Origin of the sequence: Deminuibacter soli (assembly GCF_003412455.1) — a bacterium.
Taxonomy (GTDB): Bacteria; Bacteroidota; Bacteroidia; order Chitinophagales; family Chitinophagaceae; genus Deminuibacter; species Deminuibacter soli.
On sequence record NZ_QTJU01000001.1, the window covers coordinates 1220623 to 1235056 of the forward strand.

Annotated in this window: 15 protein-coding genes; 9 read left to right on the forward strand and 6 right to left on the reverse strand. The window is 46.9% G+C overall.

Going from position 1 to position 14434, the window contains the following annotated elements; all coding sequences use genetic code 11:
* Window positions 1-48: 48 nt before the first annotated feature.
* The 7 genes from DXN05_RS05305 (at window position 49) to DXN05_RS05335 (ending at window position 6273) form a co-directional block, all read left to right on the forward strand.
* Window positions 49-1866, forward strand: coding sequence for a cytochrome c oxidase subunit I (locus DXN05_RS05305; protein WP_116846132.1), 1818 nt, complete (start codon window positions 49-51; stop codon window positions 1864-1866).
* A gap of 109 nt (window positions 1867-1975) precedes the next feature.
* Window positions 1976-2884 (forward strand): heme o synthase, encoded by a 909-nt coding sequence (gene cyoE / locus DXN05_RS05310; RefSeq protein ID WP_116846133.1) that lies wholly within the window; start codon window positions 1976-1978, stop codon window positions 2882-2884.
* Window positions 2885-2925: 41 nt separating this feature from the next.
* The gene (locus tag DXN05_RS05315) at window positions 2926-3501 is read left to right on the forward strand and encodes a cytochrome c oxidase subunit 3 (RefSeq protein WP_116846410.1); all 576 of its coding nucleotides are present in this window, start codon (window positions 2926-2928) and stop codon (window positions 3499-3501) included.
* Between the two features lie 78 nt (window positions 3502-3579).
* Entirely contained in the window at window positions 3580-4257 is a 678-nt protein-coding gene (locus tag DXN05_RS05320; protein ID WP_116846411.1) for a cytochrome c oxidase subunit 3, read from the forward strand.
* A gap of 51 nt (window positions 4258-4308) precedes the next feature.
* Entirely contained in the window at window positions 4309-4746 is a 438-nt protein-coding gene (locus tag DXN05_RS05325) for a cytochrome C oxidase subunit IV family protein (protein WP_116846134.1), read from the forward strand.
* A gap of 94 nt (window positions 4747-4840) precedes the next feature.
* Window positions 4841-5653, forward strand: coding sequence for an SCO family protein (locus DXN05_RS05330; protein WP_116846135.1), 813 nt, complete (start codon window positions 4841-4843; stop codon window positions 5651-5653).
* A 35-nt stretch (window positions 5654-5688) separates the two neighbouring features.
* The gene (locus tag DXN05_RS05335) at window positions 5689-6273 is read left to right on the forward strand and encodes a DUF420 domain-containing protein (protein WP_116846136.1); all 585 of its coding nucleotides are present in this window, start codon (window positions 5689-5691) and stop codon (window positions 6271-6273) included.
* 182 nt (window positions 6274-6455) lie between these two features.
* Here the strand turns inward: DXN05_RS05335 and DXN05_RS05340 are convergent, their stop codons facing one another.
* From DXN05_RS05340 to trmB, 4 genes are all read right to left on the reverse strand, one after another.
* Window positions 6456-8252 carry a CocE/NonD family hydrolase gene (locus DXN05_RS05340; RefSeq protein ID WP_116846137.1) on the reverse strand — a complete coding sequence of 599 codons (1797 nt, stop codon included), beginning with the start codon at window positions 8250-8252 and terminating at the stop codon, window positions 6456-6458.
* A 35-nt stretch (window positions 8253-8287) separates the two neighbouring features.
* Entirely contained in the window at window positions 8288-8677 is a 390-nt protein-coding gene (locus DXN05_RS05345; protein WP_116846138.1) for an MGMT family protein, read from the reverse strand.
* A gap of 74 nt (window positions 8678-8751) precedes the next feature.
* On the reverse strand, window positions 8752-8958 hold the full coding sequence (locus DXN05_RS05350) for a DUF5522 domain-containing protein (protein WP_245975129.1): 207 nt from the start codon (window positions 8956-8958) through the stop codon (window positions 8752-8754).
* On the reverse strand, window positions 8939-9643 hold the full coding sequence (gene trmB / locus DXN05_RS05355) for a tRNA (guanosine(46)-N7)-methyltransferase TrmB (protein WP_116846412.1): 705 nt from the start codon (window positions 9641-9643) through the stop codon (window positions 8939-8941). The genes DXN05_RS05350 and trmB overlap by 20 nt, the downstream gene beginning before the upstream one ends.
* 194 nt (window positions 9644-9837) lie before the next feature.
* Here trmB and DXN05_RS05360 point away from each other — a divergent pair, with 194 nt between their 5' ends.
* Together DXN05_RS05360 and DXN05_RS05365 are read left to right on the forward strand one after the other, a co-directional pair.
* Window positions 9838-11013 (forward strand): PAS domain S-box protein, encoded by a 1176-nt coding sequence (locus DXN05_RS05360; protein ID WP_158559132.1) that lies wholly within the window; start codon window positions 9838-9840, stop codon window positions 11011-11013.
* Window positions 11014-11396: 383 nt separating this feature from the next.
* The gene (locus tag DXN05_RS05365) at window positions 11397-11876 is read left to right on the forward strand and encodes an Lrp/AsnC ligand binding domain-containing protein (protein WP_116846141.1); all 480 of its coding nucleotides are present in this window, start codon (window positions 11397-11399) and stop codon (window positions 11874-11876) included.
* 98 nt (window positions 11877-11974) lie between these two features.
* Here DXN05_RS05365 and DXN05_RS05370 read toward each other — a convergent pair whose 3' ends face one another.
* Complete coding sequence (locus tag DXN05_RS05370; protein ID WP_116846142.1) at window positions 11975-13057, reverse strand: ABC transporter permease; 1083 nt, start codon at window positions 13055-13057, stop codon at window positions 11975-11977.
* Between the two features lie 208 nt (window positions 13058-13265).
* The gene (locus tag DXN05_RS05375) at window positions 13266-14327 is read right to left on the reverse strand and encodes a glycosyltransferase family 2 protein (protein ID WP_158559133.1); all 1062 of its coding nucleotides are present in this window, start codon (window positions 14325-14327) and stop codon (window positions 13266-13268) included.
* Window positions 14328-14434: the final 107 nt, after the last annotated feature.

Below are 14434 nucleotides of genomic sequence, written 5' to 3' on the forward strand. Positions count from 1 at the left end.
CCTTTATACAATCGATAAACAACACTTAGTTCTAATAAAGAGTTTGATATGAGTAACGAAGCTGTTTTGCACGGAAACGTTGGGGTCGGCCACTCGCATGATGCACATGCGGATCATGGTCATGGCCACCATCATGAAACATTTATCACCAAGTATGTATTTAGCCAGGATCATAAAATGATCGGCAAACAATTCCTGATTACCGGTATGGTTTGGGCTATTCTGGGTGGTTTAATGTCTGTATTGTTTCGTTTACAGCTGGGCTATCCTGATTCTTCTTTTCCCTGGTTGGAAGATATTCTTGGCAAATGGGCGAAAGGTGGTCATATCTCTGCCGAAGCTTATTATGCCCTGGTTACCACGCACGGTACCGTACTGGTATTCTTCGTGTTAACGGCTGGTTTGAGCGGTACCTTCTCTAACTTCCTTATTCCGTTGCAGGTTGGTGCCCGCGATATGGCGTCTCCTTTAATGAATATGCTCAGCTACTGGTTCTTCTTTATGGCGAGCGTAGTAATGCTGTCTTCCCTGTTTGTGGAAACCGGTCCGTTTAGCGGTGGCTGGACTGCCTACCCTCCACTGAGTGCTTTGGGTGATGCGTCGGACGGTTCTAAAACGGGTATGGATCTGTGGCTGGTTGCCATGGCACTGTTCGTAGTGTCGCAGCTGCTGGCAGGTTTGAACTATATCGCTACTATCTTAAACATGCGTACCAAGGGTATGAGCATGACACGCCTGCCGCTGACTATCTGGGCGCTGTTCTTTACTGCCGTACTGGGTGTATTGTCATTCCCTGTATTATTCTCCGGTTTCATCCTGCTGATATTCGACCGTAACTTCGGTACCAGCTTCTACCTGTCTGATATCTTTATTGCCAGCGTAGGTGCGTTGCCAAATGAAGGCGGTAGCGCCATCCTGTACCAGCACTTGTTCTGGTTCCTGGGTCACCCAGAGGTATACATCATCCTGTTACCGGCCATGGGTATGGCTTCTGAAATTATTTCTACCAACGCACGCAAACCCATCTTCGGTTACATGGCCATGGTTGGTTCACTGTTTGCGATTGTTGTACTCGGCTTCCTGGTATGGGCGCACCATATGTTTGTCACGGGCCTCAATCCGTTCCTGGGTTCCATCTTCGTATTGATGACCCTGCTGATTGCGGTGCCAAGCGCCATCAAGGTATTTAACTGGTTAACAACCCTGTGGAGAGGTAATATCCGCTTTACGCCCGGTATGCTGTTCGCTATCGGTTTCGTAAGCCTGTTCATCTCCGGTGGTTTAACCGGTATCTGGCTGGGTAACTCTGCACTGGATATTCACCTGCACGATACTTATTTCGTAATTGCCCACTTCCATATTGTAATGGGTGTGGCCTCTATGTTCGGTATGTTTGCCGGTGTTTACCACTGGTTCCCTAAAATGTATGGCCGTTACATGAACCACACACTGGCATACACACACTTCTGGTTAACCCTCATTGGTGCTTACCTCATTTTCTGGCCTATGCACTACGAAGGTTTGGCCGGTATGCCACGCCGCTACTACGATTACGGCAACTGGGAAAGCTTTAAACAATTCCTGGAACTGAACAGGTTTATCAGCACCGTGGTAATCATCGTGTTCTGTGTGCAGCTCCTGTTCCTGTTCAACTTCTTCTACTCTATTTTCAAAGGAAGAAAAGTAACTACCCTGAACCCATGGGGTTCCAATACACTCGAGTGGACTACACCAATCAGGCCCGGTCACGGCAACTGGCCCGGCGAAATTCCTGAAGTTCACCGTTGGGCATATGATTACGGTAAAGATGGCCAGGATTTCATTCCGCAAACCACACCGGTTGGCGACAATGAGAGCCACCACTAATAATATATTGAATTTGTTACCTGGCGGGCAACCGGCAGGGTAAAAGCCTGATGCCCTGAGAAATCAGGGCATCATTTTTAGAACGAATATTGTGGCGCAAAGTAATTTAATGACGGCAAACGCAGATATAACCCGCTCACGGGCCTCATGGGTGCAGAAACTGAAAGATTACCAGCAGCTGGTGAAATTTACGCTGAGTTTTACGGTAGTGTTTTCCTGTGTTATCTGTTACCTGCTGGCACCCAAGGTAGTGGTGTACGATGTAAAGATGATTGTGCTGTTGTTTATTGCAGGCCTCCTGGTAACAGGCAGTGCCAATGCCATTAACCAGGCAGTGGAAAAAGACACCGATGCGCAAATGAAGCGCACGGGCAGCAGGCCGGTGGCCAGCGGCAGAATGTCGCAGCAGGAAGCCTACACTTTTGCATTGCTGGCAGGTGTTGCCGGTGTGCTGATGATGTGGTACTTTTTTAATTTTTCATCAGCCCTGGTATCGGCATTCAGTCTGTTTTTGTACGCGTTTATTTACACGCCTTTAAAAAAGGTAAGTTCCATCGCTGTGCTGGTAGGCGCCTTTCCCGGTGCACTGCCCTGCCTGATAGGCTGGGTAGCAGGCAACAACGATTTCGGCGCAGGCGGATGGGCACTTTTCGGGATACAGTTTTTATGGCAGTTCCCCCATTTCTGGGCCATTGCCTGGGTAGCGCATAACGACTACAGCCGCGTTGGTTTTAAATTACTGCCCTCTGATAAAGGGCCCACAAGGTTTACCGCGCTGCAGGCCGTTATGTATGCCGTACTGATGATACCGGTAGGCATGCTGCCTTACTATTTTGGTTTAACCGGTATGGTAAGCCTGTGGATTGTGGTGGCAGCCAACCTGTTTATGGTGGTACAGTGTGTTCGATTGTACAAAGAGATGGATGTAAAGGCGGCACGCAGGGTCATGTTCAGCAGTTATATATACCTGCCGATTGTATTTCTTGCATTGCTGGCCGATAAAATACACCTGGTATAACAGGCATTTACAAGCGAAAACAAATTTTGATAACGATGTATATGGAGAATACGGTGAGTACAGAAAGAAAGCGCATACATCCCCACAAATTTACCCTGTGGGTTGCCATGGGAAGCATCGTAATGATGTTTGCCGGGTTAACCAGTGCCTATATTGTTAAACGCAACCAGAGCAACTGGCTTGAGTTTGGTTTGCCTGCTGTGTTCTGGTATTCCACTGCGGTAATCATTATCAGCAGTGTTACCATGCACCTGGCGGTAAAAGCATTCAAGGCAAAGGAAATGGCCCGTTACCGTAAACTTATTACCCTTACAGCCGGCCTGGGTTTGCTGTTTGCAGGGCTGCAGTTTATAGGGTTCAGTGCACTGCACAAAAACGGCGTTCAGTTGTTTGGTATTGGCAGTAACCCTTCGGCTTCCTTTCTGGGTATTATTACCGGCCTGCACGTGTTACACGTACTGGGTGGCGTGGTAGCTTTGATAGTGAGTTTTGCAAGGGCTTTCAGGGTACGCACCCGCAGTTACGCAGCTACCCCTGTAGAGGTGGTTGCAACGTACTGGCACTTTGTAGATATACTTTGGATTTACTTATTTATATTTTTTAACTGGATAGGATAAGAGACAGAAAAAAAGCTGATTTATTCACGCTTTTTCAACATCACCCAATAAATTTGCGAACGAAATTTCTTGAACAACATGGCAACAACAACAGTATCAACAGGATCAACCAAATGGTGGGCCGGCGGGAAAAGTCCCTTTAACTTGGAGTACGGAAAAGTGATGATGTGGTATTTCTTGATGAGTGACGCATTCACTTTTGGCGCGTTCCTGATTGCCTACGGTACAACCCGTTTTGCCACCAACGGATGGCCTGACCCCAACGAAGTATTCCAGTCATTCCCTGGTCTTGGTGCAGGTTACCCGCTGCTGTTCGTGAGTTTGATGACCTTTATCCTGATCATCAGTTCGGTTACCATGGTACTGGCTGTACATGCCGGTCATAACATGGACAAAAAAGGTGTTGTTACCAACCTCATTTTTACCATCATCGGTGGTTTGGCTTTCTTAAGCTGCCAGGCATGGGAATGGACACACCTGTTTCACGAAGGTGCATGGTGGGGTCACAATCCTTTCCCTAATGCTGATGGTACGGTAGCTACTACCAACTTCACCAACTTCTTTTTTACCATTACAGGTTTCCACGGCTTCCACGTATTTTCCGGTGTGGTAATCAATATTATTATGCTGATCATGACGCTGACCGATACATTCGAAAAAAGAGGTCATTACCTGATGATTGAAAAAGCCGGTTTGTACTGGCACTTTGTAGACCTGGTTTGGGTATTCGTATTCACCTGTTTCTACCTTATTTAATCATCACCGCCCTGTTAACAGCATTACACAACCTATTAAAGAATTTATTACATGGAACATACATACGAAAGCCTTCAGCCTAATGCAGATCATGCACGTGAAGCCAAGAAAGAGGTTTGGCGCATTACCCTGTACCTGACCGTTTTAACCATCATTGAACTGGCACTGGGCTTTATCATGATGCACTGGCCTGAAGAAAGCTTTAAAAGGCACCTGGTAAAAGGTATCATCATCATCCTGATGGTATGGAAAGCCTTTTACATTGTAGGTTACTTTATGCACCTGAAACATGAAATCAGGAACTTTGTAATGACCATCGTTATTCCTTTGCTGCTGTTTGTTTGGTTTATCATTGCCTTTATCGGTGACGGTTCATCTTACAACAACCTGAAGAATAAATACAATCCTGCTTACAAAGAAAGAAGCACTATCAAACAGGAGAAAACTGAAGAGCACGGCCACGAGAAGAAGCCCGGTTCGATGGAATAGGAGCGTTACCCTTAACAGTAATTGATTAATAGTAATATATTCAGCCATCCTGCCGGAAGCGGGATGGCTGTTTTATTTAGCATACAATCCCGATATGAATAAGAAAGCCTTACTGGCCCTTTGCATAGCCATTTTTATACCGCTGTTCAGTTACCTGTGCGTGCGTTATGTAAGCCAGGATGCTGTAATCATTCCACGCCATTACCTGCTGGATACGGTAGTGGAAAAGGTGAAAGATGGTAAATTAACCACCGATAGTATCTGGCATACCACCCAGGATATCCGTCTTGTAAACCAGCTGGGAGATACGGTGAATCTCTATGATATCAAAAATAAAATCATTGTTGCCGATTTCTTCTTCACCAGCTGCGGCTCTATCTGCCCTACGCTAACCAAAAACATGGCGCGGCTGCAGCAATCATTTTTAAAGGGTGGTGATACAAGGCAAAGAATCGATTCTTCTATCGTTCAGTTCATTTCTTTTTCGGTTGACCCGGAGCGTGATTCAGTACCAAGACTGAAAGCCTATGCCGACCATTTTGGCGTAAACCACGACAGCTGGTGGATGCTCACGGGACCAAAAGATTCCATCTATAATTTTGCATTTGAACAACTGAAGGTAGACAAGTTCAGCGAGGAGCCGGTGAGCCCCGATTTTGTGCATACCAGCCGTTTTGTGCTGATTGACCGGGACTACCAGATTCGCGGTTACTACAATGGGCTGGATACTGTTTCGCTGCGCCAGCTGGCCCGCGATATTGGTATACTGATGCTGGAAAAAGAACATGGCGCCAAAGCCAAACTGCCATTTGACCCCGTGTTGATGGGTGTTATATTCCTGATTGCAGTGATACTGGTAGTTGGTATACTCAGCATTGTAAAAAGAAAATCAGCACAAACAGCATAACCTTTATTTTAAATCAGCACTTTCAATTAGTTTATATGCTCGCTCCTGCTCTCCAAAAAAACGACAAACGTGCCGGCGCTATTATCTGGATCTTTTCTGTAGTGGTATTTCTGCTGGTAGTGGCACTGGGCCGTTATAAGCTCCAGGTAAACCTGGGTTTTAATGTACATATTTTTGCGGCGTTAAATGCCGTCATCAATACCCTTGTAAGTTTGCTGCTGATTGCGGCACTGGTGGCAGTGAAAAGCGGCAAACTGTTACTGCACAAACGCCTGATGTTAACAGCACTGGTATTGTCTGTGCTGTTCCTGTTATCGTATGTAACACACCGCCTGCTGGCCGGCGAAGCACGATTTGGCGATGCCAACCACGACGGCCTGGTAAGTGATGCGGAGAAGGCTGCTGTTGGTGCTACACGCATGGTTTATTTTGTGATATTATCTACCCATATTTTCCTGGCAGCAGTGATCCTGCCTTTTATCCTGTTTACTGCCTACCGTGCACTGATAGCCGAATGGCCTGCACATAAAAAGCTGGCCCGCTACACCTGGCCGCTGTGGTTTTATGTGGCACTTACGGGGCCCATTGTTTATTTGATGATTAGTCCTTATTACAGATAAAAAGCAGCTTGTTGCTGATAGCTTTTAGCGGTTAGCTAATAGAAAGGGCAGATGTTGATTACATCTGCCCTTTTCTATTTGATGCTCTGTGATCTTTGTGGGTTTTCCTTTGTGGCCTTAGTGGTTAAATACCGCACAACTCAAGAACGCTTCGTGAGCACACTTTGCGGGTGTTATAACAGTTAGTTTAACTCCGATACCTGCACATGCGAGGGGTGTGCGGCATCGTGGTATATTTTGATGGTTGCTTTCTGAAAATCCTTTTCATCAGCAGTGGCAATGTTTACGTAGGTTTGCGGGTTTCTGTCAACCAGCGGAAACCAGCTGCTTTGTACCTGCACCATTACCTGGTGACCTTTTTGAAAAGTGTGGGCCACATCATTCAGCACAAGGGTTACCGGTGTTATTTTACCCGGAACAAAAGCCTCGGGCTGCACAAAGCTGTTGCGGAATTTGCCGCGTATTACCTCGGCCCTTACCAGTTGTTGTGTACCATCGGGCAATACATCAATGAGCTTAACAATAAAGTCGGCATCGGTACCGGTTGTGCTTACAAACAGGTTGGCTGTAACAGGGCCGCAAAGCGTAAAATCTTTCTTCAGTGCTTCACCTGCATAATGCAATACATCCGGGCGGGCTGCAGCAAAACGCTGGTCTGCCGCCATGTATTCATTAATGCGGTCATCCGATTTTTTGTCGATATACGGCACCGGGCTCGCGGGGTCAGATACATATTCATCTGCGCCTTTCACCGCGTTTTTATTTTCATTCAGGCGGTTATTGCCATCCAGGTACCAGGTAATGGTGGTGGTTTCTTTGGGCGGCCATTGGGAGAATGATTTCCATTCATTGCTGCCGGTAACGAACATGGTAGCTTCTGCTGCGTTGAAATTGCCTTTACCCTTGAGATAGAAATTAAAGAAATCGAACTCCAGCTGCTGCAGGTAACCACTGGTATTGCTGCCAAAATGGTAAGTGGCAAACTTGTTCCAGTCCGGCCTTTCCCAGCCGCCATGCGTCCAGGGGCCCATCACCAGCCTGTTCTGGTTATGCGGAGATTGTTTTTCAATGGCTTCATAGGTTTTGAGTGCACCGAACATATCTTCTGCATCGAACCAGCCACCTACTACCAGCACAGCGGGTTGTACATTTTTCAGGTGCGGACGAATATTGCGCGCCTGCCAATAGGCATCTTTAGTGGTATGTGCAAGGTACTCGTTCCATATTTTACTGCTGTCGTGGAAGTATTGTGTGTTCAGGTTTTTGATGGGGCCAATGTTCAGGTAAAAATCATACACCTCTTTAATCTCCAGCTTATTGCTTACCGGCGGGTACTTGGTCCACGGCGCAGTTCTGGGGTGATCAAAGAAATTCATGAAGCTGAAATTATCCATCAGGAAAAATGCGCCGCGATGGTTGGCATCATCACCTTCGAATTCGTCGGTAACAGGTGCCTGTGGCGATACGGCTTTTAATGCAGGGTGTGCATTGGGCAGCGAAGCACTGGCATAAAAACCTGGATAGGAAATACCATAAATACCGGCCTTGCCATTGTTGCCTTTGATGTTTTTCAACAGCCAGTCAACCGTGTCGTAGGTATCGCTGCTTTCATCCACATCGGTGTTTGATTTTTTATTGTCAATAGCCGGTGTCATTTCCTCAAATTTGCCTTCGCTCATATAACGGCCGCGCACATCCTGGTTTACGAAAATGTATTTCTCTTTCGGAAACAGCGCATTGGGGCCAAGCCTGCGCGGGTACTTGTCTTCCCCGTATGGTGCGCAGGAATAAGGCGTGCGCATCAACAGGAAGGGGTAAGCCACCGAAGTGTCTTTGGGCATGTAAATGGCGGTAAACAGTTTGGTGCCATCGCGCATGGGTATCATGCGCTCAATTTTGATGTAGTCGTCTGCAATGCCTTGTGCACAGCTGCAAAGCGTGCTGAGCAAAAGCATACAGGAAAGTAACAGTTTATTCATGAAGGAGATTTGAAAATGTGCGAATGTACAGGCAGCTATAAACCCAGTTCTGTTGCGGGGTCCCAGAACTTGTTTTTGAAATCAACCACTTTGTCTTTCTCCACCAGTATGCGTTCTTTTTTCAGCAGCTGTTCCATTTTTTCGGGCGGGTTGAAATGCGCTTTGCCGCTGAGCATGCCGTTGCGGTTAACCACGCGGTGTGCAGGCACTTTCAGTTTGGCAGGCACGCTGCTCATGGCCCAGCCTACCATGCGTGCAGAACCTTTGGCACCAAGGTAATTGGCAATGGCACCGTAAGAGGTAACACGGCCTTTGGGTATTTGCCGGGCAACAGACCACACATCTTCAAAGAAATGAAAATGCTTATCGGCCGTAGTTACGCGGGCCTGTTCTTCTTTTACCGGTTTTGCTTTTTTGGCAGGCATGTTTGTTAGTAGTTTTGATTTTATCGGAGGCCCATAGACCGATGGGGCCTATGCACAAATATCTACCCACCTGTTTACCTGCTTTGCTGATCTTGCTGTGCGGCCCTGCGTTGCTGCATTTCGCTGCGTTTGGGCTCAGGCACTGCTTCGTAATTATACGGGCAATGCAGGCAGCCGTTGCCGCAACAATACCCGCGCTGCAGGTGGTAATGGGCGGTAAACACCATTAGCCCCTGCGCGTTCAGGTAATAGTCAATATGTTCAGTCAGGCTGTTGCTCAAGAAAACTGTTTTTAAGCACTTCATCCAGTTCTACCGGCAGTTTTTTATCAATGGTAAAGCTGAGGTAATGAACGCGGTTGCTTTGGGCAATATCCAGGCTTTCGTAATAGGTTTTTATTTTCAGTTCATTGCTGATGCCGGCCTGCTGGTATACATTGTCAGAATCGGCCAGTACGGGTAACTGGTACAGTTGAATTACTGCTTTGGTAAACTGGTACAGGTCGGGGCTATCGGTTTTCAGGTGCACAATGCCGCCGGGTGTTAAAAACTGCTGGTACAGGCGCAGGAAACGCGGATGCGTAAGGCGTTTTTTCATGCGGGAGAAACGCAATTGCGGATCAGGAAACGTGATCCATATTTCATTTACTTCACCGGCTGCGAAATAATCGGTTACCTTATCAATTGCCGAGCGGATAAAGGCCACATTGTGCAAACCTTCTTCCAGTGCAGTTTTGGCGCCGCGCCATATGCGGTTGCCCTTGATATCGATGCCAATAAAATTGCGCTGTGCGTACATACGCCCCAGTCCTACCGCATACTCCCCCTTTCCGCAGGCCAGTTCAAGGGTAATGGGGTTTTCGTTTTTAAAAAAGCCCTTCCAGCTGCCTTTGGTATTTTCGGGGTATTCCAGCACATTCGCAAAGGTTCTGATCTCTTCGAACCTGATCAATTTCTTGTGTCCCATAACGCACAAAGATAAGGCAGGGAATTTACAGGCTGCAGGGCGGTGTTTCGCCATTGGTGTAATAAATCAAACAATCCGGCTGAATTTTTGTAAACTTTACATTGTCACTGTGTTAGAGCGGTTGTTTATGGCCCCCAGGCATCGAAACCCGATGCAACCGCCTGATGCATTATTGTTTAAGTATACCGGCGGTTATGAAAAATTATCCCCTGAGAGTTGCCCTGCTGTACTTTTTTATTGGTGCCGCGTGGATTTTTGTTACCGACTGGCTGGTAGACCAGATTGCCAGTTATGCGCGCTCGCAGGCGCTGCAATCATACAAGGGATTGTTTTTTGTATGCGTTACCGCTGTTCTGCTGTATTTTATTATCCTGGGCAATTACCGCCGCATTAAACGCAAAGAACTTGAATACCGCTGTATGTTTAAGGAAAACCCTTATCCCATGCTGGTGTATGATATAGAAACGCTCGAGGTACTCACTATCAACAATACTTTCCTGGAGAAATACGGCTACCGCAAAAATGAAGTGGTAGGGCTGCGCATTACCGACATTGGCCCGCCGGAAGATGAGCTGGCCATTCTTGATTTTGTAAAAAAAGTAGGGGAAAAAGGTTTTTCAGACAGTGGTATCTGGCGCCAGGTAACCAAAGACGGCCGTTCATTTTACGCAAAAATTTCATCGCATCCCACACTGTTTGGCGGCCGCAAGGCACGCATCATGATTACGATGGATGTAGATGAAGAAATGCGTGCAAAAAAGGGATTGCAGGCATCAGAAAGAAAACTGCAAACGCTGATCGATAATTCGAACGATTACATTTACATGGTAGATCCCAGGCTGTGCATTATTGATGCCAATGCCGCATTTAAAGAAAAGTTCAGGCGCGTTACAGGCATAAGTGCAGTATCGTTGCCGCTGGACCTTACGCCGATGGCCACCTCTACCGGCTGGGAGCGGTATTACAAAAGGGCGCTGGCAGGCGAACACCTGCAGTTTGAAGAACAGATTACCGACCAGGAAAGCGGTGAGCTGGAACTGCATGAGATAGTGATGAACCCCATTCATGATGAAAACGGGCAGGTAACCGGTATTGGTTGTTTTTCGCGTGATATTACCTTGCAGCGCAAGCGTGAAGAGCAGATTCAGCTGCAGGTGGCCAAGCTGAAGAACATTGCCTGGCTGCAATCGCACGAATTACGTAAATCACTTACAAATATTATGATGCTGGCTTCACTGATACAGGAAGAGCCGGATAAGCAAGCCGCGATAAAGGAATTGCTGCCTTTGTTACAACAGTCGTGCAACGAGCTGGACCAGGTAGTACGAACCATTGTGGAAACCGCATCTGCGGTAGAGAAAGAGGCATAGGTATAAAAACCAAAGGCCCCCGACACATTGAGAAAACTATCAGGAGCCTTGGTTATAAAACCGGCTGTAGGGGTAGGAGTCGAACCTACACGGGGCAGTTAGCCATAGCACAAAGTCCGGTGGTCAACCCCGGTCTTCCTTGCGGAAGGCTCTACGCTAAGTTTATCCTGTTATCCCCACCCCCGAGACGAGAGGGCATGTCTGCCGAAAATTTCATCACCCCACAGTATGAATAAGAACTAAATGCTTATCGTTGCATTGACAGTACAATATTAAAGAAACATCTTGAATCGTTGAAGATAATTCAATGAAAATTTGGAAAGTATCGATATTATTCAAATATTTGAATAAATATTCAATATTTTCAAAAATAAAGACGAAAAATGCCTGTCAAATTGAATTTAGACAAACTGGATTTCCAGATAATCCAGGAAATGATGGAGGATGCGGAGATTTCGTATGCCGATTTGGGCAAAAAGCTTTTTGTATCGGGCGGTACCATTCACGTGCGCATAAAAAAACTGCAGGAATACGGTATAGTTAAAGGTACAAGATTAAGCGTTGATTTAAAAGCCCTGGGTTACGATGTTATTGCGTTTATCGGCATCTTCCTCGAAAAAAGCTCGCTGTACGATACAGTGGCGAAAGAACTCAAAAAGATACCTGAAATAGTGCGCCTTAATTATACTACCGGTAACTACAGCATGTTTGCAGAGATTGTTTGCAAAGACATCCAGCAGCTGCGTTTTGTACTGCACGATGAGTTACAGAAGATCAAAGGCATTGAACGTACCGAAACCTTTATTTCGCTGGAAGAAAGCTTTGCGCGTAACGTACTGGTCAATGACACCGCTGCCGGTTAAAGCCACAGTATGCTGTTATCAGCAGGCATATTGAATAAACACCGTTTGCGCAATATGCCTGTTTACAAACGGGGTTGTTTCTCTGCGTTTTTGTGTGGCTATACCTTCTCTCTTACGTCTAACGCATCTCTTAAACCATTGCCCAGTAAATTAAAGGCCAGCACCAGCAGCATAATGGCAATACCCGGCGTAAGGGCCAGCATGGGGTTATGCGTAATAATGAAATTGTAATTCTCCTTAATCATTAGTCCCCAGCTGGGCTGCGGCGGCTGCACACCCACACCCAGGAAGCTGAGCCCCGCCTCTACTACAATGGCAGATGCAAAATTGCCTGCTGCAATTACAATCACCGGCCCAATGATATTCGGAATAATATGGTGCACAATGGTGCGGATAGGTGAAAAGCCCATGGCCCGCGTGGCTTCAATGTATTGCAGCTCGCGTACCTGCAATACCTGGCCGCGCACCAGTCTGGCCACGTTAACCCACATAGTTAAGCCTACGGCAATAAACACCTGCCAGAAGCCCTTGCCCAATACCAGCGTAATGGCAAACACCAGCAGCAAGGTTGGTATGCTCCAGATGATATTGATAAACCACATCACCACATCGTCTACCCATCCCCTGAAATAACCGGCAAGTGCACCCAGCAATATGCCGATGGTGACAGAGATTAAAACCGCAATCGCACCTACACCCAGGCTAACGCGTGTGCCGATCAGCAAACGGCTCAGGATATCGCGCCCGAAGCGGTCGCTGCCCAGGCGGTAATGCAGGGTAACTACCGGCTCGGGTGCCAGCTGGTTAAGTGCAAACACCTCGCGCGACGTTACACCCTCGTCTACAAATTTATCGGCAAACAAAGAATCGCCTGTAACGTGGCAGGATGTAACGGGTACCAGCTGATAAGCTGATGCCTGGCCATTGAGCAGCCGGCTGAACAACGATACTGCTTCGGGTGCGCGGTCGCGTTTTACCTGCACTACCCGGATGGAATAACCGGGTTTGGCATTGGCCAATACCGGCAACATGCGGTTGGCAAACGGAGAGCCATCAGGTGCAAAAAAGTAGGCAAATACAGCTATAATAAAAGCCAGTGCAATTACCAGCAGGCCAAAGCAGGCGGGTTTACTCCGCAGCAGTTTGCGCATGGTAGTGGTATGGTTGTTGTCGCTATTCATGTAGACGGTTGTTTACCCCCTTAATTGGGTAGTATCCTGTTTTTTGTCGGTAAGCGCGTTAAGCAATCGCCGCGGTTTGCGTATCTATTGTTAAGCCTTAATTTTTTTTATGCGAACACTGTTCATGATTCCTGTATTATTAGCCGGTTTTATCATCGCCACGCTTTACACTGCCTGGCCATTGAGGCAGGATAAAGAAGAAGCCTGATTATTTCACGGTTCTTCCTTTCCACTGGTATTTGCCAAATTTGCCCAGCCAGCCGGCCACCACTGTGTAGGTGATGTGAAAAGGTTGCATCAGTGCAAACCAGTTTAACAAGCCTTCCTGTTTAAAGAAACGTGCTACCGGTAACATAAACGTTAACTCTACCAGTGTTTTTACAGCAATCAGCCACAACCACACCAGCAGCATCCACTTGCTGTACAATGCTGTAAATACAAAAAACAATATCCCGAAATTTAATAAGTACACCAGCACCAGTACCCAGAAAATACCTTTGTCGTTGTATTTGTCTGCCTTGCTGGCCCAGCGTATGCGCTGGTTAATAAAACGCTTCCAGGTAGGCATGGGTGCTGTAGATACCACTGCTTCGGGTGCAAATACATAACCGATGTTATTGGGATAACGTTGTTTTATTTTATGCATCAGCAGCATATCATCGCCACTCGCAATATTGTCAATGCCTTTAAAGCCGCCTACTTCATAAAAAGTTTTTTTGTGGTAGGCAAGGTTGGCGCCGTTACACATGCTGTGAAACCCGGCTGATACTGACGCTGCGGTAATGCCCTGCAGGCTCATAAAATCAAGGCTCTGGAATATGGAAAGAAAGCTGCCGGTATTGTTGAACACCACGGGCGCGGCTACAAAAACAGACTGGTGCTGCTGAATATAAGCAGCCATATATTGCAGCCATTGCGCAGCAGGCGCGCAATCGGCATCGGTGGTTACAATCCATTCCCCGTTTGCCTGGCCAATAGCCAGCTCAATGGCCTTTTTTTTATAAGAGTTGAGCTGCTGCCCTTTCAGTACCTCTGCAAGTTTTATCATGCGCAGGTTGTTGTGTGTTTGCTGCAGTTGCTCAATAATCACCGGTGTGTTATCGGTGCTGTGATCGTCAATCACAATTATTTCGAACAGGTGTGATGGATATTGCTGTTGCAAAATAGTGTGCAGGCAATTGCCGATATTGTCTTCTTCATCACGCGCAGGAATAATAACGGTAAAGCTGGTAGCCGGTACAAAGCCTGCAGGCACAGCATACAGCTTCATACGGATAAACCATTTGCGGTAAAGGAAAATGAGCACCGAATATGCTGCCAGTAACAAAACGAGTACTGCGAACAAGGTATTTATCCAGATCATCGCAGCAAAGAAAA

Excerpts from the sequence above, each read along its gene's own strand:
- DXN05_RS05305 (WP_116846132.1), top strand. The coding sequence starts at position 49 with ATGAGTAACGAAGCTGTTTTGCACGGAAACGTTGGGGTCGGCCACTCG.
- cyoE (WP_116846133.1), top strand. The coding sequence starts at position 1,976 with ATGACGGCAAACGCAGATATAACCCGCTCACGGGCCTCATGGGTGCAG.
- DXN05_RS05315 (WP_116846410.1), top strand. The coding sequence starts at position 2,926 with ATGGAGAATACGGTGAGTACAGAAAGAAAGCGCATACATCCCCACAAA.
- DXN05_RS05320 (WP_116846411.1), top strand. The coding sequence starts at position 3,580 with ATGGCAACAACAACAGTATCAACAGGATCAACCAAATGGTGGGCCGGC.
- DXN05_RS05325 (WP_116846134.1), top strand. The coding sequence starts at position 4,309 with ATGGAACATACATACGAAAGCCTTCAGCCTAATGCAGATCATGCACGT.
- DXN05_RS05330 (WP_116846135.1), top strand. The coding sequence starts at position 4,841 with ATGAATAAGAAAGCCTTACTGGCCCTTTGCATAGCCATTTTTATACCG.
- DXN05_RS05335 (WP_116846136.1), top strand. The coding sequence starts at position 5,689 with ATGCTCGCTCCTGCTCTCCAAAAAAACGACAAACGTGCCGGCGCTATT.
- DXN05_RS05340 (WP_116846137.1), bottom strand. The coding sequence starts at position 8,252 with ATGAATAAACTGTTACTTTCCTGTATGCTTTTGCTCAGCACGCTTTGC.
- DXN05_RS05345 (WP_116846138.1), bottom strand. The coding sequence starts at position 8,677 with ATGCCTGCCAAAAAAGCAAAACCGGTAAAAGAAGAACAGGCCCGCGTA.
- trmB (WP_116846412.1), bottom strand. The coding sequence starts at position 9,643 with ATGGGACACAAGAAATTGATCAGGTTCGAAGAGATCAGAACCTTTGCG.
- DXN05_RS05360 (WP_158559132.1), top strand. The coding sequence starts at position 9,838 with ATGAAAAATTATCCCCTGAGAGTTGCCCTGCTGTACTTTTTTATTGGT.
- DXN05_RS05365 (WP_116846141.1), top strand. The coding sequence starts at position 11,397 with ATGCCTGTCAAATTGAATTTAGACAAACTGGATTTCCAGATAATCCAG.
- DXN05_RS05370 (WP_116846142.1), bottom strand. The coding sequence starts at position 13,057 with ATGAATAGCGACAACAACCATACCACTACCATGCGCAAACTGCTGCGG.
- DXN05_RS05375 (WP_158559133.1), bottom strand. The coding sequence starts at position 14,327 with ATGAAGCTGTATGCTGTGCCTGCAGGCTTTGTACCGGCTACCAGCTTT.